23 protein-coding genes are annotated in these 26,593 nt (G+C 71.6%); 12 read left to right on the top strand and 11 right to left on the bottom strand.

Annotation, left to right across the window (positions count from 1 at the left end; all coding sequences use genetic code 11):
• On the bottom strand, window positions 1-1,032 hold the full coding sequence (locus ACFYWX_RS15475; protein WP_389424512.1) for an aminoglycoside phosphotransferase family protein: 1,032 nt from the start codon (window positions 1,030-1,032) through the stop codon (window positions 1-3).
• A 46-nt stretch (window positions 1,033-1,078) separates the two neighbouring features.
• On the bottom strand, window positions 1,079-2,206 hold the full coding sequence (locus ACFYWX_RS15470) for an aminopeptidase P family protein (RefSeq protein WP_389424511.1): 1,128 nt from the start codon (window positions 2,204-2,206) through the stop codon (window positions 1,079-1,081).
• A gap of 216 nt (window positions 2,207-2,422) precedes the next feature.
• On the opposite strand from ACFYWX_RS15470, the gene ACFYWX_RS15465 reads away from it, so the two are divergent.
• Window positions 2,423-3,175, top strand: coding sequence for a phosphodiesterase (locus tag ACFYWX_RS15465; RefSeq protein WP_389424510.1), 753 nt, complete (start codon window positions 2,423-2,425; stop codon window positions 3,173-3,175).
• Between the two features lie 50 nt (window positions 3,176-3,225).
• Here the strand turns inward: ACFYWX_RS15465 and ACFYWX_RS15460 are convergent, their stop codons facing one another.
• The gene (locus ACFYWX_RS15460) at window positions 3,226-3,807 is read right to left on the bottom strand and encodes a PDZ domain-containing protein (RefSeq protein WP_389424509.1); all 582 of its coding nucleotides are present in this window, start codon (window positions 3,805-3,807) and stop codon (window positions 3,226-3,228) included.
• Window positions 3,808-3,945: 138 nt separating this feature from the next.
• Complete coding sequence (locus ACFYWX_RS15455; protein ID WP_389424508.1) at window positions 3,946-4,800, bottom strand: LysR family transcriptional regulator; 855 nt, start codon at window positions 4,798-4,800, stop codon at window positions 3,946-3,948.
• A gap of 92 nt (window positions 4,801-4,892) precedes the next feature.
• Here ACFYWX_RS15455 and ACFYWX_RS15450 point away from each other — a divergent pair, with 92 nt between their 5' ends.
• Entirely contained in the window at window positions 4,893-5,627 is a 735-nt protein-coding gene (locus tag ACFYWX_RS15450) for a hypothetical protein (RefSeq protein WP_389424507.1), read from the top strand.
• Window positions 5,628-5,636: 9 nt separating this feature from the next.
• Here ACFYWX_RS15450 and cyc2 read toward each other — a convergent pair whose 3' ends face one another.
• From cyc2 to ACFYWX_RS15430, 4 genes are all read right to left on the bottom strand, one after another.
• Entirely contained in the window at window positions 5,637-7,799 is a 2,163-nt protein-coding gene (cyc2, locus tag ACFYWX_RS15445; RefSeq protein WP_389424506.1) for a germacradienol/geosmin synthase Cyc2, read from the bottom strand.
• 107 nt (window positions 7,800-7,906) lie between these two features.
• On the bottom strand, window positions 7,907-9,085 hold the full coding sequence (locus ACFYWX_RS15440) for a damage-control phosphatase ARMT1 family protein (protein WP_389424505.1): 1,179 nt from the start codon (window positions 9,083-9,085) through the stop codon (window positions 7,907-7,909).
• Between the two features lie 81 nt (window positions 9,086-9,166).
• The gene (locus ACFYWX_RS15435) at window positions 9,167-9,823 is read right to left on the bottom strand and encodes a ScbR family autoregulator-binding transcription factor (protein WP_389424504.1); all 657 of its coding nucleotides are present in this window, start codon (window positions 9,821-9,823) and stop codon (window positions 9,167-9,169) included.
• Window positions 9,824-9,893: 70 nt separating this feature from the next.
• Window positions 9,894-10,760: a ScbA/BarX family gamma-butyrolactone biosynthesis protein gene (locus ACFYWX_RS15430; protein WP_389424503.1), complete on the bottom strand. Its 867-nt coding sequence runs from the start codon at window positions 10,758-10,760 to the stop codon at window positions 9,894-9,896.
• Window positions 10,761-10,974: 214 nt separating this feature from the next.
• Here ACFYWX_RS15430 and ACFYWX_RS15425 point away from each other — a divergent pair, with 214 nt between their 5' ends.
• Window positions 10,975-11,646 carry a ScbR family autoregulator-binding transcription factor gene (locus ACFYWX_RS15425; RefSeq protein WP_389424502.1) on the top strand — a complete coding sequence of 224 codons (672 nt, stop codon included), beginning with the start codon at window positions 10,975-10,977 and terminating at the stop codon, window positions 11,644-11,646.
• Between the two features lie 96 nt (window positions 11,647-11,742).
• On the opposite strand, the gene ACFYWX_RS15420 is transcribed toward ACFYWX_RS15425, so the two are convergent.
• The gene (locus ACFYWX_RS15420) at window positions 11,743-13,554 is read right to left on the bottom strand and encodes a S8 family serine peptidase (RefSeq protein WP_389424501.1); all 1,812 of its coding nucleotides are present in this window, start codon (window positions 13,552-13,554) and stop codon (window positions 11,743-11,745) included.
• Between the two features lie 387 nt (window positions 13,555-13,941).
• On the opposite strand from ACFYWX_RS15420, the gene ACFYWX_RS15415 reads away from it, so the two are divergent.
• Entirely contained in the window at window positions 13,942-14,859 is a 918-nt protein-coding gene (locus tag ACFYWX_RS15415; protein ID WP_389424676.1) for a lytic polysaccharide monooxygenase, read from the top strand.
• Window positions 14,860-14,877: 18 nt separating this feature from the next.
• Here the strand turns inward: ACFYWX_RS15415 and ACFYWX_RS15410 are convergent, their stop codons facing one another.
• Window positions 14,878-15,516 (bottom strand): Tat pathway signal sequence domain protein, encoded by a 639-nt coding sequence (locus tag ACFYWX_RS15410; RefSeq protein ID WP_389424500.1) that lies wholly within the window; start codon window positions 15,514-15,516, stop codon window positions 14,878-14,880.
• A 747-nt stretch (window positions 15,517-16,263) separates the two neighbouring features.
• On the opposite strand from ACFYWX_RS15410, the gene ACFYWX_RS15405 reads away from it, so the two are divergent.
• The 8 genes from ACFYWX_RS15405 (at window position 16,264) to ACFYWX_RS15370 (ending at window position 24,363) form a co-directional block, all read left to right on the top strand.
• On the top strand, window positions 16,264-16,932 hold the full coding sequence (locus ACFYWX_RS15405) for a DUF6230 family protein (protein ID WP_389424499.1): 669 nt from the start codon (window positions 16,264-16,266) through the stop codon (window positions 16,930-16,932).
• Complete coding sequence (locus ACFYWX_RS15400; RefSeq protein ID WP_389424675.1) at window positions 16,929-17,369, top strand: DUF6114 domain-containing protein; 441 nt, start codon at window positions 16,929-16,931, stop codon at window positions 17,367-17,369. The genes ACFYWX_RS15405 and ACFYWX_RS15400 overlap by 4 nt, the downstream gene beginning before the upstream one ends.
• Before the next feature lie 590 nt (window positions 17,370-17,959).
• Window positions 17,960-18,973 carry a substrate-binding domain-containing protein gene (locus ACFYWX_RS15395; RefSeq protein WP_389424498.1) on the top strand — a complete coding sequence of 338 codons (1,014 nt, stop codon included), beginning with the start codon at window positions 17,960-17,962 and terminating at the stop codon, window positions 18,971-18,973.
• A 75-nt stretch (window positions 18,974-19,048) separates the two neighbouring features.
• Complete coding sequence (locus ACFYWX_RS15390) at window positions 19,049-21,412, top strand: nitrate- and nitrite sensing domain-containing protein (RefSeq protein ID WP_389424497.1); 2,364 nt, start codon at window positions 19,049-19,051, stop codon at window positions 21,410-21,412.
• Window positions 21,413-21,423: 11 nt separating this feature from the next.
• Complete coding sequence (locus ACFYWX_RS15385) at window positions 21,424-21,855, top strand: roadblock/LC7 domain-containing protein (protein ID WP_389424496.1); 432 nt, start codon at window positions 21,424-21,426, stop codon at window positions 21,853-21,855.
• 1 nt (window position 21,856) lies between these two features.
• Entirely contained in the window at window positions 21,857-22,216 is a 360-nt protein-coding gene (locus tag ACFYWX_RS15380) for a DUF742 domain-containing protein (protein ID WP_389424495.1), read from the top strand.
• Window positions 22,203-22,784: an ATP/GTP-binding protein gene (locus tag ACFYWX_RS15375; protein WP_389424494.1), complete on the top strand. Its 582-nt coding sequence runs from the start codon at window positions 22,203-22,205 to the stop codon at window positions 22,782-22,784. Before ACFYWX_RS15380 ends, ACFYWX_RS15375 begins: the two co-directional genes overlap by 14 nt.
• A 205-nt stretch (window positions 22,785-22,989) precedes the next feature.
• A complete protein-coding gene (locus ACFYWX_RS15370) occupies window positions 22,990-24,363 on the top strand; it encodes a glycoside hydrolase family 43 protein (RefSeq protein WP_389424493.1) in 1,374 nt (457 codons plus the stop codon).
• 654 nt (window positions 24,364-25,017) lie between these two features.
• Here the strand turns inward: ACFYWX_RS15370 and ACFYWX_RS15365 are convergent.
• Window positions 25,018-26,589, bottom strand: a complete 1,572-nt coding sequence (locus tag ACFYWX_RS15365) for an aromatic amino acid ammonia-lyase (protein ID WP_389424492.1) — start codon at window positions 26,587-26,589, stop codon at window positions 25,018-25,020.
• Window positions 26,590-26,593 lie beyond the last annotated feature (4 nt).

Below are 26,593 nucleotides of genomic sequence, written 5' to 3'. Positions count from 1 at the left end.
CTACAGCTCTTCGCCCGTGTCGTCCTCGCGGAATTCGCTCACGCGTTCCAGCAGGATCGCCTCCCAGGCACGCCGCAGCTGGGTCCGCAGCAGGGGCAGCGACCCGGTGTCGCGGCCCTCGACGCGGGCGGCGAGGCGGATGAGGGCGTCGCAGCGGGCGAGCCACAGACCGCGCAGGCAGGGACGGGCACCGTACCCGGCGAGGGTGGCGGCGCGCACGGCGGCGCCGGACCCGACGGCGAGGGCGAGTCCGGCGATGTCCTCGGCGGGGTCGCCGAGGACGGCGTCGGTCCAGTCGAGGACGCCGCGCATCCGGCCGTCGGCGCTGACCACGAGGTGCTCGCCCCGGAGCGCGTGATGGACGAGGACGGCGCCGGCCGGCTGGGCGGCGAGCTGGGCCGCGCCGGGCGGGGTCAGCTGGGTCAGGCGCGCGGCATCGAACTCGTCGGCCTCCGCGAGGGCCGCGGCGGCGGGCACGGCCATCCGGCGCAGCGCCTCCAGGGAGCGCGGGGCGGCCCGGGGGACGCCGAGCGTCTCGGCCTGGCGGGCCGGCACCTCGCGCAGCCCCGTGAGCAGTCCGGCCAGGTCGGCCTCGCCGACCGCGGACACGTCGTACTGCTCCGCCGTACCGCCGGGCACCTTGGTGTCCAGCGTGTAGGTCAGGCCGGGCGCCCACTCGCCGTGCGCCACGCTGGTCGGCACCGCGACCGGGACGTGCGGGCGGACGACGTCGCGCAGGCGCAGTTCGCGGCGCTGGCGGACGGCGGCGTCACGGTCGGGGGCGAGGCGCAGGACGTGGCGGGTGCCGACCCACCAGGTGGAGTGCTCGGCGCCCTCGGCGACGGGGCGGACATCGGGCCCGGCGGCGGCGCTCACGCCACTGTTGCCGTTGCCGTTGCTGACTGCCGTGCCGGCCTTCGCCTCCTTGCCCTCCTTGCCCTCGTTGCCCTCCTTGGTGTTCTTGGTGTCCTTGAGCAGGGAACGGACCAGCCGGTGGACGGTGTCCGCGGTGGGTGTCGGTGCCTGGGTCATGGTCGCGCCGTTGTCGCTCGGGGGTGTGCGGGGGCTCCTGGGTCGCTCAGTCCACTATGACCATCTCGCGGGTGGTGTCGTTGAGGCGGCGGCCGCCGTCCTCGGTCACGGTGACGATGTCCTCGATGCGCACGCCGAAGCGCCCGGGCAGATAGATGCCGGGTTCCACGGAGAAGCACATGCCGGGCAAGAGGGGCTGTTCCTCGCCCTCGATCATGTACGGCGGTTCGTGCGTGGTGACGCCGATGCCGTGCCCGGTGCGGTGGATGAAGTACGCGCCGTATCCGGCGTCGGCGATGACCGCGCGGGCGGCCCGGTCGACCTCCTGGCAGGCGACGCCCGGCCGTACCGCGCAAAAGCCCGCCTCCTGGGCCTCGCGCACGATGTCGTGGACCCGGCGCTCCTCGTCGGTCGGTTCGCCGACGTGGACCGTGCGGGAGGTGTCGGAGCCGTAGCCGTCCTTGAGGCCGCCGAAGTCGAGGACGACCATGTCGCCGCGTTCGATGACGCGGTCGCCGACCTCGTGGTGCGGGTTGGCGCCGTTCGGACCGGAGGCGACGATCGTGAAGTCGACGACCGCGTGTCCGTGCTCCAGCAACAGACGACCGAGGTCCGCCGCCACCTCCGACTCCCTGCGGCCCGCGAAGCGAACGGTGCGGATCTCCTCGAACGTCGCGTCGGCGGCGGCGCCGGCGGCCGTCATCAGCTCCAGCTCCGCCGCGTCCTTGACGGCGCGCAGCATGGGCAGGGCGTCGGTGAGGGAGGCGTAGGAGGTGCCGGGCAGCGCCTTCTGCAGTCGCAGCAGGTGCATCGCCCAGGCGTTGTCGCTGACGCCGAAGCGGCCGGTGCCGCCGAGGAGGGCGGCGGTGGCGGCGTAGGGGTCCTTGCCGTCGGTCCAGTCTCGCAGGGTGAGGGCGCCGGCTCCGGATGCCTGGGCGGCGTCGGGGGCCTCCAGGGCGGGGACGACGAGGACGGGGTCGTGGCCGGGGACGAGGACGAGGACGGTGAGCCGTTCGGTGACGGCGGTGGGCGTGTAGCCGGTGAGCCACACCAGGTCCGGGCCCGGCGCCACGAGCAGGCCGGCGAGTCCGGCGTCGGCGGCCGCCCGCGCGGCGCGCTCCATGCGGGCCCGGTAGTCGTCGGCGGTGAAGTGCGCGGGCGTACTGCCGGTCATCCGGGCCTCCCTGAGCGGATGTATGGGACTACGGGCAGCATCCTGCCCGGACGGAGGGGCCTGCGCGAGCCGGTTGAACGGGGTTTCCGGAGTCCTGACGGTCGAGCGAGGCGAACTAACGGCTGATGATTGCCAATCCATTAGCACTAATGGTTTGATGCGGATCAGGCATTACTCAACGATGTCCGAACGACGATCAAGGGAGGGCCGACCGCCGTGCTCGTACTCGCACACATCAGCGATCTGCATCTGGACGGAAGCCCGCGGGCGACGGAGCGTGCCGAGCGGGTGCGCGACCGGTTGTGGGAGCTTCCGGGGCAGGTGGACGCGCTGCTCGTGACCGGGGACATCGCGGACCACGGCACCGAGGCGGAGTACGAGGAGGCGGCCCGCATCCTGGGGCTGCGCGACGGCGACACCCCGTTCCCGGTGCTCACCTGCCCGGGCAACCACGACAGCCGAGCCCCGTACCGCAAGGCCCTGCTCGGCCTGCCCACGGCCGACGGGCCGGTCAACAGCGTGCAGGTCTTCGACGGCGGCGCGGTGCTGATGTGCGACTCCAGCATTCCCGGCGGGGACGAGGGGGCCCTGGAGGAGGAGACGTACGACTGGATCGAGGCGACGCTCGACGAGCTCGACGGGAGCGTTCCGGCGCTGCTCGCCTTCCACCACCCGCCCGTGGCACTCCACCACCCGCTCCCCGACGCCTACCGGCTGGGCGCGCCGGACCGGCTGGCCGCGCTGCTGGAGCGGCGCCCCGAGATCGCCGGGCTGGTCACCGGACACGCGCACACCCCCGCCGCCACCTCCTTCGCCGGGCGACCGCTGGTGGTCGGCCCCGGGGTGACCTGGACGCTGCGGCTGCCGTGGGAGGGCGAGCAGGTGGCGGACCGGGAGGCTCCGGTGGGGCTGGCCTTCCACGTCCTGGACACCGAGGGTCGGCTCACGAGCCACTTCCGGACCGTGTGAGGGGCCTCAGGTGGCGCCCGGGCTCGGATGACTCGGGCCGCTCAACTGACTCAGATGACGACGCCGGGGACGGCTTTCAGCTGCTGGTAGCCGCCGCTGCGGTGGCGCACCGTCAGGACGACCTCGGCCCCCGGTCGGGCCCGGGCGACCGCGCGTGCGAGGTCGGCGGCGGAGTCGATACGGGTTCTGCCGAGGGCGAGGAGTACGTCGCCCCGGACCAGCCCGGCCGCGTAGCCGGGGCCGGGCACGTGAACGCCCACGACCACGGCGCCCACCTTCTCGGCGTCCACGGCCTCCAGGCCCAGGGTCGCGCGGACGGGCGCCGGCGAGGGGGACTGCGCCGCCGACGGCCCGCTCGAACCGGCCGATGCGGAAGCACTCCCCGGCGCCATCCGACCGGCCTGTCGTTGCAGTTCCGCGAGCTTGCTCATGCCGATCACCATGGCGCCCGCGCCGCCGAGTCCGACGCCGGACAGGACCAGCACGGACCCGACGAGCAGGCCGCACAGCAGGGTCGCCGGCCGTCCGCCTCGACGGCGCGCGGCATGCGGGCGCCGGGCGGGGCCCGCATTCGTGCCGCCGCCCGGCTCCCCGCCCGGCATCGGCTTGGGGCGCAGCGCTGTCTGTTCCATGGATCGCCTCCGGCTGGTGCGGGCCGCCTCCGGCGGATGCGGATCGCCGCCGGAGGGTGCACTACCCGGCGCACCGGCGCGCGACGTACCACGAACGAGTGAGACTGACGCGGGCTCAGGAGCGGGAAGCCATAGCGGTCACAGCGCCTCCGCCAGACGCGCGGCCGCTCCCCTCAAAGTGGCCGTGTGGACGAGTTCGACGCGGTGGACGACGCGCGGCTCGGTGATGGGGACGGCGACCGTGCCCGGGATTCCCGTGGCCGTCGAGGTCGGCAGCAGGGTCAGGCCGTGGCCGGCGGCGGACAGGGCGGTCAGGGTGCGCAGGTCGATGCCGTCGTAGCGCAGGGCAGGGCGGAAGCCGCGACCGCCGTTCGCGGCGCGCAGTTGGGCCAGCGGCAGGCCCACGTCGGGGGCGTCGAGCCAGCGGGCGTCGGCGAGGTCGCCGAGGCGCAGCGCGGGGCACCGGGCCAGCGGATGGGTGCCCGGCAGCAGGACGCAGACCGGCTCCTCCGCCACCGCGTGCGTGGTCAGCGGCGCCACGTCCGGCAGTCGGAGCGGGTCGCTGGGTGCGGCCAGGCCGTCGACCAGGCCCAGGTCGGCCGTGCCGGTGGCGACGGCGCCGGGGATCTCCTCGCGGGCCAGGACGCGCAGCGTCACGCCGGCCGCGGGCAGCGCGGCGAGGACGCGGGGGCCGAGCGCGGTCGGTGTCGCCGCGAGGCTCAGCCCGTGCTCGGGGGCGGTCGCCATCCGGGCGACGTCGGCACGGGCCGCGTCCAGGCGCAGCAGCAGCGGACCCGCGTGTTCGAGCAGCCGTTCGCCGGCCGCCGTGGGGGCGACGGGTCGGCGGGTGAGCAGCGGGGCGCCGAGGTCCTGTTCGAGGGCCGCGATGTGCTGGGACACCGCGGACTGGGTGTAGCCCAACTCGCGGGCGGCCTCGGAGAAGGAGGCCAGGCGGGCCACGGTGACATAGGTGCGCAGGAGGTGCGGGTCCATGCGCACCAGGATCGCACCGGCATCAGTTCTGCTTATCGGGAGTGCAGGAATCATCGTTGGACGTGAACACGGGTCGCGCCGAGGATGAGGCCATGACCGACAGCGCCGTTCAGATCGCCAAGGTCGCCCTCGTCGGCGACCGCTCCCCCAACGTCGTCTCGCACACCCGCGTCCCTCTGCTGCTCGACGCGCTCGCCTCGCGCGACCGGCTCGTCCTCGACGCCTACTGGATCCCGTCCGAGGACGCCGAGGCCGAGGGCGCGGTACGCGGATTCGACGCGGTGTGGGTCGTACCGGGCAGCCCGTACCGCAGCGAGGCCGGCGTGCTGGCCGCGATCCGCACCGCGCGCGAGGAGGGCATCCCCTTCCTCGGCACCTGCGGCGGGTTCCAGCACGCACTGCTGGAGTTCGCCCGGGGGGTCTGCGGACTGACGGGGGTGGCGCACGCCGAGAACGACCCCGACGCCGAGGACTTCCTCATCGAGCCGCTGGCGTGTTCGCTGGCCGGCCACGAGGACGTCGTCCTCGTCGAACCGGGCTCGCTCGCCCACTCCGTGTTCGGTGTGGAGCGGACGGTCGAGTGCTACTCCTGCCGGTACGGGCCGTCCCGCCACCTCGACACCCTGCGCGCGCACGGTCTGCGCTTTTCCGGCCGGGACGCGGCCGGGCAGGTCCGGATCGCCGAACTCCCCGGCCACCCCTTCTTCCTGGCGACGCTGTTCCAGCCGGAGCTGTACGGCGACGGCTCGCGCCCGCACCCCGCCGTGCGGGGGCTGGCGCGAGCCGCGGTCGAGCACGCCGCACGGCGAGCGGGTCAGCCCGTGTGAGCCGGGGTGTCAGGGGCGGGCGGGCAGCGCCGGGGCGGGTGGGCGGTCCGGGGTGAAGCCGTGGGTGCGGCGCGCCAAGAAGTCGGCCTTGTAGCGGTCCACCGTACGGTGCCAGTTCAGGATGCCCGCCAGCCAGTTCTGAAGGTCGGCCACATAGTGGCGCATGGCGTCACGGGCCTCGTCCGACAGCTCGAAGTCCTCGTAGAGAATGGGGAGTTCGTGCGCGATCACGTGCTCGAACTGTTGCATGCGCTGGGTCATCAGGTCGTGGATGATGCCGAGCGCGGTCGGGTAGTCGCAGCCGAAGAAGTTCTGCACGACGAGGATCGCGTTGTGGATCTCGCCCTCGTACTCGATCTCCTTCTGGTACGAGAAGACGTCGTTGACGAGGCAGGCGTAGTCGATGGCCGCGTTCTCCAGGGAGCGGACGGGGCCGCTGCGGTACACCTCCGGCGGGATGGCGGGGCCCTGGCCCATCCGGCACAGGCTGAGGGTGAGGTCGGAGCCGAAGGTGGCGCGTCGCATCTCCAGGTAGTCGACCGGGTCGGGGACGCGGTTCTGGATCTGGTTGGACACCTCCCAGACCCAGCTCTCGGTCATCACGTCGACCGAGTCCCGCAGGGTGCGCCGCTGGTCGGGGGTCATCTCCGCCGTCGTGCGCGCCCACAGGTCGATGAGGCCGCGCTCCATGCCGTTGACGGGGACGACGGTCTCCTCGCCGTCGACGGGCATGCAGGCGGACAGACGGGCCGTGGTCAGCCGGGCGGCGGCGAGGTCGCGGCGGGCGCCGAAGACGAGCGGGTAGTAGTCGTCGCCGTAGGTGCCCCAGGCGAGCCAGTGGGAGCTGAGGTCGAGGGCCTCCGGTGTCGCGTCGGGGTCGAGGCCTGCGGAACAGAGCGGGAGGTCGGCCGCGGCGAGCTTGTCCTCGTCCCAGACACCCTCCTCCAGCATGCCCGTGCGATGCATCCAGCCCGTGAGGCGTTGGCGGGCACCCTCCAGGTGCGGGCTCAGCTCCACCTCGAACGGCATGTGGAAGTCGGGGAGCAGGGACGGGCCGACCTTCTGGAAGGGCACGTGGCGGTAGGCGCGCAGGCGTTCGGCGGCGGCCGAGGCGAGCAGGGCGCCGACGTCGGCGGCGGAGCTGCCGGGGCCGGTCAGGCTCTGCCAGGGGGTGGTGGAGGTGGCGCCCTCGTTCATGTAGCGGCTGGAGCGCAGGTGCCATTCGTGGCCGCCGGACTGCCAGTCCTGCAGGCCCTTCGTGTACGCGGCGACGGCCGCGACCTCGTCCGGTGCGAGCCCCTTCTCCAGGGCCACGGCGGGCACTTCGGTGAACGCGGTGTGCTCGAACTGGTGGAGGCGCGAGGTGAGGATGTCGTTGACGGTGTCGGCGGCCTGCTGGGTGGTGCAGCCGAAGAAGGTCTCCAGGACGAGCACGCCATTGCTGTTCTCGCCCTCGTCCTCGACCTCGCGCTGGTAGGAGAAGAGGTCGTTGCGCAGGTGCACGGCGTCGGAGAACGTCTCCATGAGGACCCTGAGGGGCCGTGTCCCGGCGACGGCCGCGGGCACTTCGGCGGTCGCGTACTCGACCAGCCCCGACGACCAGGGGGCGCCGCCCACCTTGCGGCGCATCTCGATGTACTCGACGGGGTTGGCGATCCGCCCCTCGTTGATGTTGGACAGCTCCCACAGGGACTCGTTCAGCAGGTGCTCGGTCGCCACGGCGAAGCGGCGGCGCCAGTCGGCCGACATCGACGGCACCGTGCGCGCCCACAGGTCGGCGAGCCCCGCCTCGACCGGGTTCTGCGGCTCGGGCACCGGCGTCGACAGGTCCAGCGGCATGAACAGCGGCAGCCGGTCCAGGTGGTCCTTGCCCGCGACGCGGTCCTGGGTGCGCTTGTACATGTCGAGGAAGTGGTCGTCGAAGAAGAACACCCACACGTACCAGTCGGTGATGAGGGAGAGGGCGGGGCCGTCGCAGTCGGGGTGGGTGTAGGCGCAGAGCAGCCCGTAGTCGTGCGCGTCGAGGTCGGCCTGCTCCCAGATCCCGGACCCTTCCAGCATGCCCATGTCGCGCGCCCACCGCGTCGAGTGAGCGCGGGCCTCGTCGACATGCGGGTTCAACCGCGCGGGGTGCGGCATGTAGAAGTGCGGGAGTTCGAACGGCTGCGTCATGGCCGGGCCCTACCCGTGGCCCTGGACGGCCATCCGCCGGGCGACACATGATCACACCATCGCGTGAACCGGCCCGGGATTCATGAGAGCACGGCGCTCGACTTGAACTACCCCCGGGCCTGGATCAGCGCATGTGTCCCGCCCGTGCGCCAGCGCTGCCCCTCGGCGGCCACCAGCGCGGCCTCGGCCGCGGCGTCGAGTCCGGTGATCACGTCGGACTTCAGGGTGCGCAGGGCGGCGACCGGGCCCGGGAAGTGGGCGGTCACATCGGCGAAGGGGGTGGTCGGGGGCCAACGGCGGTCGCCCACGAGGCGGCGGTAGTTGAGGTCGCCCTTGACGATCGTCAGCGTCGCCGCGCCCAACTCCGCGCGCAGGTCGGCGGGCATCGCCTCGAACGGCAGCGGGGCGGCGGCGAAGGGGTGGGCCCGTACCGTGAGGCTGCCGTCGGCCATGGCGGACCACAGACGCCTGCCGTACGCGGCCGCCGCGCCCGGGGCCGCCGTCAGCCGGCGCAGTGCGTCGACCAGGTCGGCGGTCGTGGCGTCGGAGACGTAGTACGGGTACGGCTTGACGTGCAGGACCGCCCGGCCGACGCGTCCTTCGTCCAGGAGGTGGGCGACGAGGAGCAGGTCGGGGATGAGCTCGCGGCCGGCGTTGTCGGCGATCAGGCAGAGGGTGCCCGTGCCGGAGGCGGGGAGCAGCGACCAGAGGGCGTCGCTGTGGTCGGCGACCAGGGCGGGCGCGGGGGCCGGGGTGTCGGCGCCACCGGCGGAGAGACGGAAGCCGAGGTCGGCGCGGTTGCCCCACAGGGAGCCGTGCAGGAGGGCCTTGGCCCGTTCCTCGGCCGGGCGGGCCTGAAGGTCGTCGAGTGCGGCCAGCTCCTCGTCCGTCTCGGGGGCGTCGAGTTCGGCGAGCTTGGAAGGCCGGAAGGGGTCGATGCCCTGCCAGGCGCCGGGATCGAAGTAGCCGACGGCATCCAGGAGTTGGCGGTAGAAGTAGCTTTCCGACCACAGCCACGGCACGTCGAACCAGGGCCGGCCCGCGTATTCATCGAGGCCCCAGGCCCGCCATCGTTCCCCGTCGTGTGCGTCGGCGGGCAGCGGTTCGATCACGCCCTTGACGCAGTTCTCCAGCAGTGCGTCAAGGGCGCGGTGCTGCTCCGGCCCGTACGGGAAGGCCTCCCGCACCTGGTGGATGATCGCGGGGTGCCGCTCGGCCAGCACGCTGTGCGGGAAGGAGCCGGGCTCGTCGCCGAGGATCACGGGTGCGGAGGGGGTGTGGGGCATGCGCCTCACCGTACCGCCCGGACAGGGACACTCCGAGGACCCGCCCCGGCCCGTGAGACCCCGAGGTTTCGCCCCGGCCCTTCACTGCATCTCGTACACCCTGATCTCCCGCTCCAGCCGCGTCGCCAGGGTCAGATAGCGCGGGCGGCGGGTCACGGGTACCAGGCCGCGGATCAGGACGTGCCACATCTCGGCCACCCTGCGCGGGAGTCGGGTGGGAGGTTCGGTGGTGCGGCCCACGACCCGGGTGCCGACGAAGAAGCTGACGAGGGAGTGGGCGACGGCGTCGACGTCGATGTCCGGGTGGAGGTCGGCCTCCTTGACCGCGCCGACGAGCCGGCGCGAGATCAGGTCGAGCAACTCCGTGAAGGGGTGCCGCAGCGGCGCGCGCATCTCGACTCCCCCGGTGGCGAGCCGGAGGCCGGCCCGGGTGATGGGGCCCTCGACGGACAGCCGGGCGAGGCCGAACGTCAGGCGCATCAACGCTTCGAGGGAGGAGCAGGCCCGCTCGTCCACTTCGCCCGCCAGTCGCCGGGAGGCCTGGGACTGCAGCTCCATGATGGCGTGGGCCAGGTCCTCCTTGGCCGCGAAGTGGAAGTAGAGCGCGCCCTTGGTGACGTTGGCGTGCTCAACGATGTCGCTCAGACTGGTCGACTCGAACCCATGACGGTCGAACAAGTCGGCGGCCGCCTTGAGGATCGTCGCTCGGGTCTGCTCGGCGCGTAGTTGCCTCGCCATCGGCTGGACACTCCTGGGGACGTAAAGAACGGGTCATGCCGTTTGTTTCTTACCCCCCGCACACCATAACTCACCCTGCGGTGGTGGCGACCACACATTCGAAGACCGTCGACTCCCCCTGTGTTCCCACGACTTGCACCTTCGCGCCGTTCCCTCCGCTCACCTCGATCCAGGCGGGTTGATCCAGTTCGGCGAAGCGGTGGAAGGTCGCGTGGTACGACACGGGCGTTTCGCCGTCGGATATACGCAGGTGGGTGGCCTGGCGGGCGGCCTCCAGGAGCAGCATGCCGGGGACGTGGTCGAGGGGGTGATCAAAGAAAACGGGGTGTCCGGTATGAACGCGGAGTTGCCAGCGGTCGGAGCGGTCGCCGGGCGCGAGGACGACGTCCCCGGGCTGGACGCGGTCGACGGCGGCGGCGAACAGCCCGGGCGGGACGGGCACGGCCTGGACCGTATCCGGGGTGCGTCCGCCGCGCAGTCGGCGGAAGACCGCCGCCCCGACACATGTGAAGGCGACGTCGGCGGTCGCGACCAGGGCGCCGGCCCGTAGGACGCTTGCCTTGTAGCGGGCGGACACGGGGCGGGTGCCGCGGTAGCGCACCTCCGTGAAGTCGATCTCGACGACGAGCTCCGCCGGCCGCGGGCCGACGGCCAAGTGCGCCGGGAACGTGTCGACCTGAAATTCCTGGAGCACGAACTGGTGATCCAGCGGGACGTCGTAGCCGGTGTGCATGAGGAGCGTGCCGCTCTGCCGGACGGTCTCCACGACGAGCAGCGGATCGTAGGCCGACCAGTCGGACGACACGTGTAACCCGTGCGCTCGCGGCCATTGTGCCGACACGGCGAACCGGTCGGCCCCGGTTCTGTTCCAGCCGGTCAGATAGGTTTCCGCGACCGCCGCGCGGTGTACGAGTTGACGGGGGACGGTCGCCGTCATGTGCGGGGCATCGGCAACCTGCCGCGGTCGAGTCATCTCGCTCCCTACGGTCCCCGAAGGCCATGGCGGACGGTGGGCCGTCCACTCCGGTGAGCGTTAGAGTACGAGGCGACCGGTTTGTTTTCAATGGAGATCAGTCGAAGACCCTCTATGATCGGGCCGTTCCGGCAGACGACGGCAAAAACAGACTGGCTCGGCGCCGTGGAGGGGCCTTATGGCGAAACAGGAGCGCGCCATCAGGACGCGCAGGGCGATCCTGGAAGCCGCCGGTGCGGTCTTCGACGAGCACGGCTACACGTCCACGACCATCTCCATGGTCCTCGAGCGCGCCGAAGTCACCAAGGGCGCCCTGTACTTCCACTTCCCGTCGAAGGAGTCCCTCGCCCAGGCGGTGCTGGACGAACAGGTGCCGTTCGGCGCCGTACCGCCGCAGACCTGCAAGGTGCAGGAGATCATCGACATGACGTTCGTGGTCGGCCAGCGGCTGTTGAGCAACTCCCTGCTGCGGGGCAGCGTCCGGCTCGCGGTGGACCAGGAGACCCCGTCGGGGGTCGATCATGGCGAGCCGTTCCGACAGTGGGCCGAGCGGCTGACGGGACTGCTGGAACTGGCACGGGAGCGGGGCGAGTTGCTGCCGACGGTGCGGCCGCGGGAGACGGTGGAGATGCTCGTCGGCTCGTTCACCGGCATCCAGTTGATGTCACGGGCGCTGGCCGGCCGCGCTGACCTGGGTGAGCGGCTGTCGGTGCTGTGGTCCCACATCCTGCCGAGCATCGCCGTGCCGGGTCTGCTGCAGCATCTGGACAGCGCGGCCGACCGCGGCGCCCGGGTCCTGGCCTCGCTCGACCCGGTGGACGCGGAGGAGCGCGAGCCCACGCCCGCGTGACGCCCAGGAAGGCGCAGAACGCAAGACGGGCCGGCCGGCGCCCATCCGCACCGGTCGGCCCGCCCGTTCATGGCGTCGCCGTCGTCGACCTCGAGGTCAGAACGTCAGCTTCCAGCTGTTGAGCCGGCCCGTGTCCTGCGCGGCCACGTCCTGGACGCGCAGCTTCCAGGTGCCGTTTGCGACCTCGCTGGAGGCGTTCACCGAGTAGGTGGTGTTGACGTTGTCCGCGGAGTCCGAGGTGCTGGAGGACTTCAGGCGATAGCTGGTCCCATCGGGCGCGACCAGGTCGACGACCAGGTCACCGCGGTACGTGTGGGTGATGTCCACGCCGACCTGGAGGGTCGAGGGCGCGTTGCCGCTGCGGCCGCTGACGGCGATGGAGGACTCGATCGCCGAGCCGTTGTCCGGGATGGAGACCGCGGTGGTGTTGGTGAAGGTGGTGCCCCCCGTGGAGCCGCCGGAGCCCCCGGTCACCGCCTGCACCGTCTTCGCCGCGTCCGCCAGACCCGCGCCGCAGCCGCCGGAGCAGGAGCCGGGCAGCGCACGGGCGTTGGCCTTGATGGCCGACTCGATCTGGGCCGGGGTCAGCGAGGAGTTCGCCGACTTCAGCAGCGCGACCAGGCCCGCGATGTGCGGGGTGGCCATGCTGGTGCCCTGGTAGTACGCGTACGACTCCGTGGACGGCGTCTTGGTGCCGGAGTTCAGCGTGGAGAGGATGCCGTTCGCGGTGCCGGTGCTGGTCTGGCCGCCGGGCGCCGAGATGTCCACGAGGGAGCCGTAGTTGGAGTAGGACGCCTTCGCGCCGGAGCGGTTCGTCGCGGCGACCGAGATGACGTTGTTGCAGTTGCCCGGCGAGTGGTTCGCCACGTTGTCGTTCTCGTTGCCGGCGGCCACGACGACGGTCGTACCGCGGTTCACGGCGGCGGTGATGGCGCTCTGGGTCGCCGAGGTGCAGGCGCCGTCGCCGCCCAGGCTCATGTTGATGACCTTGGCGACGTTGGAGTTGGCGGGCACACCGGAGACGGTGCCGCCGGACGCCCAGGTGATGGCGTCGATGATGTCGGAGTCGTAGCCGCCGCACTTGCCGAGCACGCGGACCGGGGAGATCTTCGCGCCGTAGGCGATGCCCGCGACACCCTTGTTGTTGTTCGTGACGGCGGCGATGGTGCCGGCCACGTGGGTGCCGTGCCAGGAGGAGTTGCTGGCCGGGATGCCGGAGCCGCAGTCGTTCGCGTTGTACCAGTCGCCCGGGTCGGCCGGGTTGCTGTCACGGCCGTCGCCGTCCACCGAGACGGCGGTGTCGCCGATGAAGTCGTAGCCGGCGACGATGTTCGCGGCGACGTCGGAGTGGGTGACGTAGCCGGTGTCGATGACGGCGACCGTGACGCCGGTGCCGGTGGTGGTGTTCCAGGCGCCCGGCACGTTCATGCCGGCGGTGGCCTCGAACAGGTCCCACTGCTTGCCGTACTCGGTGTCGTTCGGGTCGGCCTTGGGCTTGTTCAGGCGGTCCGGTACGACGTAGGCGACCTGCGGGTCGGCCCGGTACTCGGCGACGACGTCGGCGACGTCGGCCCGGGTGAGGTCCGAGCCCAGGTCGACGAGGGCGGCACCGGTGCCGAGGCGGCGCTGGAAGTCGACGTCCTCGCCCGCCTCCTTGCCCTTGGCGGCGGCGTCGGCCTCGGCGGCCTGGTTCGACTTCGCCTCATCGGCGCCGGACTTGTAGCCGACGATGAGGCGCTCGGCGGGGGTGCCGGGGGCGGCCTCGGTCTGCGCGGCGGGGACGGCGGAGGCGTCCCGGGGAGCGGATTCCTGGGCGACGGCGACGGAGGCGGTGCCGGTCGTCAGCAGGGCCGCGGAGAGGGCGGCGACGGATATCAGCTTCCGTCTGAGGGAGGGAGAGGTACGCAAGGGCTTTGCCTTTCGTGGCCGTACTCCGGGCAGCGCGGAGTGGCGCGGTTCGATTCGCTTCGTCGTCGAAGCGCAGGGGGGTGCGTCGAAAAGCGGAGCGGTGGCCGGCCAGGCACGGGAGCCGACCGGACCAGGGGTTACCTGTGGGTCAGCTGTGCTGGAACGATAGGCAAAGCGGAGGTCATAGGGATACAGGGGAAACCCTCGATCCGGCCGGAAACCCACCCTCGACATCGGCCGGTTGACAGCGAATGCCCCGCTTCGCCCGCGCGACGGGCGGAGGGTGGACACGTGAGGGACGCGCCGATGCGTACTGAACGCGCCGGGCCGGTCGCCCGTACTCCAGGGGAGCAGACCGTTCCCGTGCCGGCCGAGGAGACGTTCCGGATGCCCCGGATGACCGCACACCGCACCGCTGTCCTGACGGCCGCCGCCGCGAGCCCGCTTCTGCTCGGGGTGTGGGCGGCCGGGCCCGCCCAGGCGCACGGCGCCCCCACGAATCCGGTCAGCCGGGTGGTGGCCTGCTCCCCCGAAGGCGGCGAGCGGACCGGGACGGCGGCCTGCAAAGCGGCCGTCGCCGCCAACGGCGCGCCCTTCACGGCCTGGGACAACCTGCGCGTCGCGAACGTGAACGGCCGGGACCGGCAGACGATCCCCGACGGCGAGCTGTGCAGCGGCGGCCTGCCCGCCTACAAGGGCCTCGACCTCGCCCGCTCGGACTGGCCGTCGACACGCCTCACGCCGGGCTCCACGCTGAACATGAAATACGTCTCGACGATCCCGCACACCGGCACCTTCAGGTTCTACCTGACGACATCCGGCTACGACCCGACAAAGCCGCTGACCTGGTCCGACCTGCCGGAGCGGCCGTTCGCCGAGGTGACGGACCCGGCGCTGAAGGACGGCGCGTACCGCCTGAGCGCGAAGCTGCCCTCCGACCGGACGGGGCGTCACGTCCTCTACACGGTCTGGCAGAACAGCAGTACGCCGGACACGTACTACTCGTGCTCCGACGTGGTGTTCCCGGAGGCGAAGGCACCGGCCGCGCCTCCGGCGACGAAGACCCCGGCCGCGAGCAAGCCGCCCGCGTCCGCGAAGGCCACCTCGCCGACGCCGACGCCCTCCGCGCCGGCCCCGGCGACCACCGCCGCTCAGGCCCGCAGCACCGCACCCGACAGCGCGCCGGTGGCCTCCACCGGCGACGCCGACTCCGGTCCGTCGGCCCCCACGCTGGCGGGCGGCGCCGCGGCGGTGTTGGTGCTCACCGGCGGCGCCGCCCTGGTCCTGCGCCTGCGTCGGCGCTGAACTCGTCCTCTACGAGGGTCAGTTGACGGTGACCGCCGTGGTCCCGTCGGTCACCGGGGCGTACTTGGCGGTGAAGTAGCCCTTGGCGAAGCACAGGGACGAGCCGGACACCTTCGTGAACTCCTGGGCGGTGAAGGTGATGCTGTTGTCGGCGTTGCTCGCCGCGCCGGTCAGCTTGGGCGCCTGGTAGACGCAGGAGATGCTGCCCAGCAGGGTGCGCAGCACGACCGTGGTCTGGATGGTGGAGCCGGCCGCCGGGGTCACCGCGACGGTGCCGTCGGAGGACACGCTGGTCGTGTACGACAGGTTGTTGACCGCGATGCTGGTGACGCCGAGCACGCCGACGACGTTCGCGGAACAGTTGCCGAACGTGTGCGCGGTGAGCGACTCGGTGGCCGTGCCCGGTGCGGTCGGGTTGTCGGTGACCTTGGCGGTGAACTGCGAGGACGAGCAGGAGACTCCGCTGGTGCCGGTGGCGCTGGAGTAGAGCGTGGCTGCCGTGCCACTGGCCAGGGACGCGGTGAGGACGTCACCGACCGCCACGGCCTCGCCGCCCGCGGTCAGCACCGCGGTGTCGGCGGCGGAGGCGGGGGTGACGGCGGGCAGCGAGAGGGCGGCGACGGTGCCGACGAGGGTGAGGAGAGAACGCGTACGCATGCGGGTGCCTCATTTCTGGGAGTGGGGGGCTGAACTCGTGGGGGTGGGGGTGGACTTGGGCGTGCGGGAGTGGGGGATGGTCGTGCGCGTGGGGGGGGCTTCGGGGTGGGGGCGTGCGTTCCCGAAGGAGCTGGTGGGGACGGCGCGGCTCGGTGTCCGCCGCCGCCGGTCCGTGACGCCTTCTCCGTACGTGACGGACCGGCAGCGGCGGCGGCCGGTGACCGGCCGGAGGCGCTGGGGGTGGCCTCCGGCCGGGCCGGGCAGGAGGGGCGACCGGACACGGTTCCCTGGAAGGGAAGGGCGGCCGTGCCGGTGCCAGGAGGTGCTGGAACGTGCGGACTCGGGGGCAGGAAATGCCCGTGAGGAAAGTAAGTCCGGGAAGTGCGCGCCTGTGGTCGGCGCGCTGCGGATCCGGCGCCACGGATCCGGTGAGCCAGGGAGAGTTGTAGACCTGAGGATCAGTCAGCGTCAAGGAGTAGTAGGGAAGTTGTGCGAAGAGTGAGGCCTTGTCGATCTTTGTTTGGCATCCGGCCGACAGGTGACACACAATGGACACCCTTTTTTCACAATGCCCTTGACCCCTGAGTGTAACCATCGGTAACTTCCGAGATGGCTACTGACGCGTAACCGAGAAAGCCCTTGCGATTTCCGGGAGTTGTGAGGAGGTGTGCGCGACAGCCGCTGTCCGCGCCAGGACAACGTGCCATTTGAAGCCCAACCCGCATGACTATGCCCATGGGAGCAGACATGGCCTCGTCCTCGGACGTCACGTCGTCCGCCGATAACACCCCCGAGAGCCCCGTAAGCGGTTCCGCAGCGAGACGCGGCCGGGTCCGGGCGCGCCGGGCCGCCGTGATGGCGGTGCCCGCCACCTGCGTCGTCGCAGGGCTCGCGATCCTCACCTCGCAGGGCGCCCTGGGGGTGCAGTTCTCGATCTCCGGGATGCCGTTCGTCGTCACCGCCGACAAGCTCGAGGGCAACGGCTTCGCGCAGTTCGGCTCGCTCGACCACATGATCGAGAACAGCCCCAACCAGGGCGACACCGGCGGTGATGTGCTGGTCGTCACCTCGGTGGTGAAGGACGGCAAGCTCACCAACCTCTGCCAGAGCGTCGACCTCGGCGGCATCCAGCTCGTCCTCACCGCCGGCAACAAGGGCACCAAGGTGGGCGTGAAGAACCTGGCCATCGACTCCGACGAGATCACCGGCAACGCCACGTTCAACAACATCGAGATCGGCCGCGACGCCAGCACCTTCGACAAGGTCGACACCCGGGGCATGCCCGGCGTCTACGGCCAGCAGGCCGAGAAGGTCGTCATCACCGACCTGTACCAGCACAACTACGCCGCCACCGCGGCCGTCTTCAAGCTTCCCGACCTGCACATGAGTTTCAGCAGCGAGGGTTGCTCGAAGTGAACCGCTTCCGGCAGTGGAGCGCGCGCCGCCCCTTTCCGGGCGGGCTGCTGCTCGTTCTGGGCGGCACGGAGATACTGGTGACCATGAAGGCACCGCTGCCGGTCATCCTGCACATCGGCATGCAGGGCCTGGCCGGTTACCTCCTGCCGACCCTGATGCTGCTGATCGGGCTGCTGATCCTGTTCAACCCGTCGCAGCGCCTGTTCTACTCGATCATCGGCGTCCTGGTCTCCCTGGGCACGTGGCCCACCTCGAACCTCGGGGGCTTCCTCATCGGCCTGCTCCTCGGAGTCGTGGGCAGCTGCCTGGCCTTCGGATGGCTGCCCGACCAGGAGCCGCGCCGCAGCCGCCGCCGACGCAAGGACGATGCCGCGCGGGACGCCAAGGCCGCCGCCGTGCCGACGTCGTTCGAGCAGCAGGCAGGCGGACCCGCCTGACCGTCGTATGCCCGCGCCGACCCCCGTGACGGGGGTCGGCGCGGCGGCGTCTTCGGCCGCTCGGGGTGATCGGCTCAGCGGGTGGTGGCGGCCTTGAGCAGAAGGTCTCGGCCGCCCGCGCGAGCACGTCGGCGGACGGATCCTCGAAGCTCCCGCCGCCCTTGCCGCTCCTGCCGACCGCCACCGCCTCATGCCTCCTGCGCCCGGTCCGCGTCCCGTCGCGGATCCGGAACGGTCTGGGTGCCCGTCTCCTGCCCCACCGGCGAGACCAGCGCGGGACACCGACTGGTTTCGGCCAGGGCTCAGTTGTGGAGAACTTCCTGCGCCGGGGGCGACCGTGGGGAGGAAAACTCGCGTCCGGATATCGAGTGGATGCACGAACTCGCCCCGAGAAAAGGATATTTGATCCCGCACCGCAGATCACGATGCGGCAGCGGCAACTCACTGCACGTGGTTGCTCACTTGACTACCGGCGGTCACACACGGTTGGCTCCGAGCCAGCGAATGTGTCTCGGACGGCGCCCTTCCGGTGGCTCCGACCGTGCTCACTCCTTCCTCCTGCTCTGCCGCACAGCGAGGTGCACCCCCCGATGAACACTCCCCTCCCACCTCCCTCCCCCCGCAGATCCGTGCGCGTCACGGCTCTCGCCGCCGCTGTGTGCCTCCTCCTCGCCGGCTGCTCCGCCTTCGGCGACACGCCGTCCGACGCGAACGCGGACGCGGCGGGCCGGGCGGACACCGGGCGGCTGAAGATCGCCCTGGTCACCCACGGCGGGCGTGGCGACGACTTCTGGGAGCTGGTGCGCAAGGGCGCCGAGGCGGCGGCCGCGAAGGACGACATCGACCTGACGTACGCGAGCGACTCCGACGCGGCGGGGCAGGCGGAGCTGGTACGGGAGGCGGTCCACGACCGGGTCGACGGCATCGCCCTGACCCTGGCCAAGCCGCAGGCGATGAAGGCACCGGTCACCGAGGCGAAGGCGGCGGGCATTCCGGTGGTCGGCCTGAACTCCGGTGTCAACGCCTGGCAGTCCGCGGGGGTGCTCGAGTACTTCGGCCAGGACGAGAGCGTCGCGGGCCGGGCCGTGGGCGACAAGCTGAACGCGCTCAAGGCCAAGCACGCCCTGTGCGTCATCCACGAGCGGGGCAACATCAGCCTGGAGGCGCGCTGCGCGGGCGTGAAGAAGACGTTCGGCGGCGAGACCGACATGCTCTACGTGGACGGCAGCGACATGGACGCGATGTCCGCCGCGGTCACCTCGAGCCTGGAGCAGGACCCGAGCATCGACGAGGTCGTCACGATGGGCGCGCAGTTCGCGCTCGCCGCGGTGAAGTCGGTGAAGAAGGCGGGCAGCCGGGCGCGCGTGGCGACCTTCGACCTGAACAAGGACCTCGTCGAGGCGGTCCGTGACGGTGACGTGCAGTTCGCCGTGGACCAGCAGCCGTACCTCCAGGGCTACCTCGCCGTGGACGCGCTGTGGCTGTACAGAACCAACGGCAACATCAGTGGCGGCAGTGTGGCGCCGGTGCTCACCGGCCCCGCGTTCGTCACCAAGGCGAACGTCGCCGCGGTAGCCGGATTCGCCGCCAACGGAACCCGCTGACCTGGCGGTTCCCCCTCCCCCGTCCCCTCTCCCTGTCCCCTCCCCCAGCTCCCCGCTGATCGCCCAAGGATGACGATGTCTCCACGGAAAGGTGCCCGGCGCCGCCGTCTCGGCTCCATCCGTCTCTCCCTGATCCTGCTGGCTCTGGTACCCAGCGTCACCCTCGCCGCCATGTGGGGCGTGACGACGATCCAGATGTTCTCGGAGGGGATGCGGCTGCGCGCGCAGACCGAACTGAGCAGATCGACCGGCGCCATGGGCACCGACGCCACGCTCGCCCTGCAGGCGGAACGCAGTCTGTCGGCGGCGTGGCTGGCCTCGCCGAAGGGCTCACGGGCCGCCCTGGACGCCGCTCGCAAGCAGACCGACGAGGCGGTCGCCAAGCTGGTGAGCCAGTCCGAGGCCATCCAGAAGGCTCCCGCCCGGGTCGCGGACCGGATGTACTCGGTCGTCGCGTCGGTGGGCAGCCTGGAGTACTACCGGGGGCAGGTGGACCACCCCAGCGACATCACCGCCGAGCAGGCGCTGGGCCAGTACACGTCGATCATCGACGACCAGGTCCACGCCTTCCAGGAGCTCTCCCAGGTCGACGACGGCGACCTCACCTCGCAGGCCGGTCCGCTCGTCGCGCTGGAGCACGCGGCGGAGCTGGTCTCCCAGGAGGACGCCCAGCTCACCCTGGCCTGGCCGTCCGGGCAGATGGACGGCAAGACGTGGACCACCTACGCGCAGCTCGTGGAAGCGCGCCGCTGGCTGGTCCAGGACCAGGTCGTCCCCGCGCTGACCGGCGGAGCGAAGGCGGAGACCGAGCGGATACTGCGGAGCCCCGAGTGGCAGACCCTGGAGTCCGTGGAGGACCAGGTGCTCGCCGCCCGCACCTCGAGCGGCGACGGTCGCACGATCGTTCTGCCGGACGCGCAGAAGCGGTGGAGCACCGCGATGACGAAGCTCTCCCAGAACTACTCGAACCTGATCCAGCAGGAGACGACCGCACTCCTCGAACGCAGTTCGGACCGGGCCGACGGACTGCTGTTCAAGGCCGCGTCGCTGAGCACCGCCGGCCTGGTGGCCCTGCTGCTGTGCGTCGGCATGTCCTGGCGGATCACCCGGTCCCTGTCCCGGCGGCTGCGCGGTCTGCGGGAGGCCACGCTGAGCCTGGCGCAGGAACGGCTGCCCGATGTGGTTGCGCGGCTCGACCGTGGGGAGAAGGTCGACGTGAACTCGGCGACGCCCCCGCTCGACTACGGCAACGACGAACTGGGTCAGGTGGCTCAGGCGTTCAACACCGCGCAGCGCACCGCCGTGCACACCGCGGTCGAACTCGCCGACACCCGGCGCGGCTTCCAGAAGGTGATCCTCGGCATCGCCCGGCAGAGCCAGAACCTGGTCAACCTCCAGCTCAGCAAGCTCGACGCGCTGGAACGCCGGCATCAGGACCCCGACGTGCTCAAGGGCCTGTACGAACTGGACTCCACGGCCAGCCAGTTGCGCCGCTACGAGGAGAACCTCGTCATCATCAGCGGCGAGCGGCCGGGGCGCAACTGGAGCGAACCGGTCGCGCTGATCGACATCCTGCGCGGCGCGGTCGGCGAGGTCGCCGAGTACCGGCGGGTGGAGGTGCACACCCAGGAGGAGGTGTGCCTGGCGCCGCCGGCGGTCGCGGACGTGATCCATCTGCTGGCCGAGCTCATCGACAACGCGACCGTGTACTCCCCATCGCCCAGCCCGGTCTGGGTGCGGGCCGCGATGGTGGCCAAGGGCCTCGCCATCGAGATCGAGGACCGGGGCCTGGGCATGTCCGAGGACGACTACGCCTCGCTCAACGCCCAGTTGGCGGAGCCTCCCCAGTTCGACGTGGTGGGGCTCGCGGACGACCTGCGGCTGGGCATGTTCGTGATCTCCCGGCTCGCCCACCGGCACCGCATCGCGGTCACGCTGCGCTCCTCGCCGTACGGCGGGACCACGGCGATCGTGCTGATCCCGCACGAGGTCGTGGTCCTGGAGGCGCCCGGCGACCCGGCGGGGAACGTGGACGCCGAGGCAGCCGGGCCCGCTCGGGAGGCCCTGCCGCCCCGTACCCCGGCCCCGGCCCCGGCCCCGGCCCGCACCGCTCCTGTCGCCGCCCCCACGGCGCCCGCCCGGACCGACGGGCTCACCCCGCTGCCCCGGCGCGTCCCGCAGACCAGTCTGCCCGTCGAGCTGCGCGAGGAGGCCGGGCCCGTCGAGGAGGACTGCTCCGCCGAGGACTTCACCGCGGAGCGCGCCGCCTCCTCGCTCGCCGGCTTCCAGCACGGCACGCTCCGGGCGCGGGACGACGAAGGACCGGAGCCGACCGCCGAACGGCCGGAGCCGGACGACGAAGGACCGCCGTACGATGCAGAGGAACCGGCCGCCGCGGGCGCCTTCCCGAACTCGACCCCACCCGCCGACCGCTCATGAAGGACACCGCCATGACACGCCCCATCCCCGCCACGAACACCCTGCTCGACCAGTTGCTCACCGGACTCGTGGACCGGGTCGCCGACGTGAACCAGGCCGTCGTGCTCTCCGACGACGGGCTGGTGGTCAGCAAGTCGACCGGGTTCCTTCGTGATGACGCCGAACGCCTTGCGGCGACGGCGTCCGGGCTGATGAGTCTCAGCAAGGGCGTCAGCATGGACTTCCGGGGCGGACCGGTGCGCCAGGCGCTGATCGAGATGGCCAACAGCTATCTGATCCTCACGGCCGCCGGGCCCGGCGCCCATCTCGTGGTGCTGACCGGCCCGGGGGCGGACGTCGGTGTGGTGGCGTACCAGATGAACATGCTGGTGAAGAAGATCGGCGAGCACCTCAGCGCGGCGCCGCGGGCCGGTATCGGTCCCGTCGTCGCCAACGGCGGGTGAGGTGAGCGGAGCCGACGAGGCGGGCCGACTGGTACGCCCGTTCGCCCTCACCCGCGGGCGGACCCGGCCGAGCCGCGCCGACTTCACCCTCATCACGACGGTGACCGCGGTGGATCCGCCGCCCGACCGGGCCGCGCGCCCGCAGCCGGAGCAGGCGCGGATCCTGCGGCTGTGCGCGCGGCCGGTCGCCGTGGCGGAACTCGCCGCCCATCTCGACCTCCCGGTGAGCGTGGTCGTCATCATGCTCTGCGACCTGCTGGAGGCGGATCTGATCACGGCCCGTCCGCCGCATCCCGTCTCCGGCGCCACCCCGGACCTGGACCTGCTGCAGAAAGTGAGGGACGGCCTTGGCCGGCTCTGACACCACCGCCGCACCCGACACCACCGCCGCACCCGACACCGTCAAGATCCTCATCGCCGGCGGCTTCGGCGTCGGCAAGACCACCATGGTCGGCTCGGTCAGCGAGATCGCCCCGCTGCGCACGGAGGAACCGCTGACCGTGGCCGGGCTGGGCGTCGACGACCTCGCCGGCATCGAGGAGAAACGTGCCACCACGGTGGCCCTGGACTTCGGCCGCATCTCCATCAGCGACGACCTCGTGCTCTACCTGTTCGGCACGCCGGGGCAGCAGCGGTTCTGGTTCATGTGGAACGACCTCGCCGTCGGCGCGCTGGGCGCGGTGGTCCTGATCGACGTGCGCCGGCCCGAGGCGAGCTTCGCGGCGGTCGACTTCTTCGAGCGCCGGGGCATCCCCTTCGTCGTCGGCGTCAACGGCTTCCACGGGCAGCACCCCTATCCGCCTCAGGACGTCCGGGACGCCCTGGCGCTGCCGGAGCACGTCCCGGTGCTGCTCTGCGACGCGCGGGAGCGGGAGTCGTGCCGGGATGTCCTGATCGCGCTGATCGACCGGTTGATCGCCGCCGTCTGAGGCACGGACCGAGGTCGTCGCATGGCGGTTTTCCGCCAAGCGCGTCCGTCTCATTGACGCTCACCCGCCCCAGCTCTACCTTCTGACCGCTCCACCGAACCACGTTCGATATTTCGACCTCGCTTGAGTGCATCTGCTTGAGCGCATCTGCTCAAGCACGCCTGCTCGAGCACGCCTTGAGGGCACCCGCACCCCTGGAGAGCACATGACCCCGGCCCCCCAACCCTCCCGCCGCGCGATCCTCGGCCTGGCCGCCGCCGTTCCGCTGAGCCTGACCCTCGGTTCCGGCTCCGCCCAGGCGGCCGACTCGGCGTACGTCATGGCGTACTTCACCGAGTCCACGACCATGCTCGAGGCCAACTACGGTCTGCACCTGGCCGTCAGCCGGGACGGTCTGCAGTGGATGCCGCTGAACCAGAACAACCCCGTGGTCACACCCACCGAAGGGGCGCTCGGGCTGCGCGACCCGTTCATCCTGCGCAAGCAGGACGGCACCTTCGTCGTGCTGGCCACCGACCTCAAGGGCACCGACTGGAACTACGTCAGTCAGTACGTCCACGTCTGGAACTCCACCGACCTGCGCACCTTCACCGGCTACCACCGGTTGAAGCTGCACGACATGAACACCCACAGCTGGGCGCCCGAGGCGTTCTGGGACGCGGGCCGCGGGCAGTACGCGCTCATCTACTCCGCGGTCAACAGCAGTGGCCACAACGTCATCATGGTCAACTACACGACCGACTTCGTCACGGCGTCGGCCCCGCAGGTCTTCTTCGACCCCGGCTACGACGTGATCGACGGTGACATGGCCGTCGGCGTGAACGGCGTCAACTACCTGTACTTCAAGAAGAACGGGACCCTCCTCGGCGCCAGGTCGACCTCCCTGAACCCCGGCAGCTTCACGCCGTTCAGCACCGCGGTCTCGCACGGCGGCACCGAGGCCCCGACCCTGGTCAAGTCGCTGAGTTCCGGCAACTGGTACCTCTGGGGGGACACCTACACCCCCAACGGCGTCTTCTACGCCTGGCAGAGCAGCGACCTCGCGGCCGGCACCTGGACTGCGGTCGACCAGCGTCTCTACACCCAGCCGCTCAACTCCAAGCACTGCGGCATCCAGCCGATCACCTCGGCGCAGTACGACAATCTGGTCGCCGCGTGGGGCGCCCCGGCCTGGAACAGGCTCAAGTCGTACAACTTCCCGGACCGTTACGTGCGGCACAGCAACTACGCGGGGCGCATCGACCCCTACCCCTTCGACCCGTACCCCGACTCGCAGTGGAAGCTGGTGCCGGGTCTGGCCGACAGCACGGGGGTCTCCTTCCAGTCGGTCAACAACCCGACCCGCTACCTGCGGCACTACAACTACGAGCTGCGCCTGGACGTCAACGACGGCACGTCGACGTTCGCCTCGGACGCCACGTTCCACCGCACGGCGGGTCTGGCGGACGCGAGCTGGGCGTCGTTCCGCTCGCACAACTTCCCGACCCGCTACATACGCCACTCGAACTACGTCCTGCGCATCGACCCCATCTCCACGACCACGGAGAAGCAGGACGCGACGTTCTACGTCGGGTACTGAGCCCAGGCCGGGCCGCACCGAGAGAAGCGAACCGCGTAGCCCCCCGGGCGCCGGGGCCGCCGGGTCCCGGCGCCCGGGCCGCGGAGTGGCCCGGGCGCGGATGGTTGAGGTGCGGGGCGGCCGAACTTGGGCGGCCGACTCGGGCTACCCGGCCGGCTGGGTAGGCCGGGTCGGCCGGGCAGCTGGGTCGGCCAGGCAAGCCGGGTGGGCCGAAGGCCAGGGCGGCCGAGACCCGTGACGGCCGGGGTCCGAGGGGCCGAGGAACCGGGGGTCGGAGGGGCCAGGGCCCGAATGGCCAAGGTTGTCAGGGGGCCCGAGGGCCAGGGGCCGAATGGCCAAGGTTGTCAGGGGGCCCGAGGGCCAGGGGCCGGAGGGGCAAGAGGGCCCGGAGACCCGGAAACCCTGGGGTCCGAGGGACCGGAGGCCCGGGGACCGGAGGCCCGGGGACCGGAGGCCCGGGGACCGGAGCCCCGGGGACCGGAGGCCCGGAGGCACGAAGACCCAGAGGCCCGAGGAGCCGGGGGCGGAGGGGCCAGGGCCCGGAGACCCGGAGGCCTGACCCGGAGCCCCGGGGACCCTCGGGGGCCCGGAGGCCCCGGAGCGCCGAGGAGCCGAGGAGCCAGGCCCGGACGGTCAAGGTTGCCAGGGACTGGGTCACAACTCGGCGAGTGCGGGCAGCAGTTCTGTCGCCGTGGTCACGTCTGCTGTCAGCGGGCGGTCGTCCGTGCCCTCGGGCAGGGCGGTCGCTGCCACGGCGAACGTGGGCACCGGTGGGGGCACGGGGTGCAGGCGCGACGCCCGTACGGCGGTGACGAGTTCGCAGGCGAGGACGGTGGCGTAGGCGTCGATCGCGCGCAGGGCCTGGCGGGCGGCCTGGGAGGCGAAGCTGGCGGCCTCCTCCAGGCCGTGCGAGAGGACGGCGTGGCCGGCGGAGGCGGGGGCGGCGCAGGCGCGCAGTTCGGCGAGGGCCGAGTTGGCGGTGTACTCCAGGATCATCGTGCCCGAGCTGCTCGCGGGGCCCGAGGCGAGGAACGCGGGCAGTCCGGTGAGGTCCGGGTCGCCGAGCGCGGTCAAGCGGGCGACGGACAGCTGGGCGGTCTGGAGCAGGGCGAGGACGAGTCCGTCCAGGGCGAGGCCCAGGGGGGCGGCGAAGAAGCCGCCGTGGTGGTAGGCGGTGGTGCCGTCGGGGGCCATGAGGGGGTTCTCGGAGGGGCAGTTGACCTCCACCTCGACGATCCGGCGCAGTGCGTCGGCGGCGTCCAGGGCGCAGCCGTGCACCTGCGGAAACGCCCGGAAGCCGAAGGGGTCCTGGATCCGCCGCCCGGCGCCCACCGGCCGATCCGCCATCCCGAGCAGCCGCCGCACCTCCCCGGCCGCCCTCGCCGCCCCCGCATACGGCCGCAACGCGTGCACCGGCGCGGCATACGCCTCCCCCGACCCACCCACCGCCACCAGCGCCAACCCGGCCACGGCGTGCGTCGCCCGCAACAACACCTCGACCTCATGACAGACGATCCCCGCCTGCCCGAGCGCGAGCGCGTTACTGCTGAGCAGCGCGAGGGCATCGCCGGGTTGGAGGGCCACGGGGGTCGGCAGGCGGCGGGGAACGGGGGGCATGTGGTCGGGGTGCGGGTCCGTCGGTGGAGTGGGCGCACCTGCGGGCTGGTCGTGTGCCTTCTCCAACGGGTCCGTCAACCAGGGACGTTCACCGATCAACGTCAGACCTGTCTGGGCGAGAGCCGTGAGGTCGCCGGTGCCTATGCCGCCGTAGGCGTTGATGGCGGGATGGACGCCGCCGGCCAGGGCGTCGGTGAGAGCGTCTATGAAGGCGGGCTGGATGCCGGAGCCGCCGGCGAGGAGTTGGTTGGCGCGGACGGCGAGCATCGCGCGGACCTCGCGGGCGGGGAGCAACGGCCCGGCGCCACCGGCGTGGCTGCGCAGGACGCGCAGGCCGTGCGAGGCCTCGTCGTCGGTGTCGACGCTGACGGAACGGTGCGCGCCGACGCCGGTGCCGCGGCCGTAGAGCCGCCCCGACGCGGCGAGTCGCTGCGCGGTGTGCCAGGAGCGGCGGGCCCGGTCGTACCCCTCGGGGGCGACAACGGGAACGGCCCCGCCGTCGGCGAGCCGGATCAGCTCGTCAACGGTGAGGCCGGTGCCGTCCAGGGTGACGGGGCCGTCCCCGGAGGCCGGGGGCGGTCGCGTCGGGTCGTCGGCGGTGGTACTCACGCGA

It is taken from the genome of Streptomyces sp. NPDC002888, assembly GCF_042888465.1.
Lineage (GTDB): Bacteria > Actinomycetota > Actinomycetes > Streptomycetales > Streptomycetaceae > Streptomyces.
The sequence above is the reverse complement of the archived record's forward strand: the minus strand, read 5'-3'. Positions and strand labels throughout refer to the sequence as shown.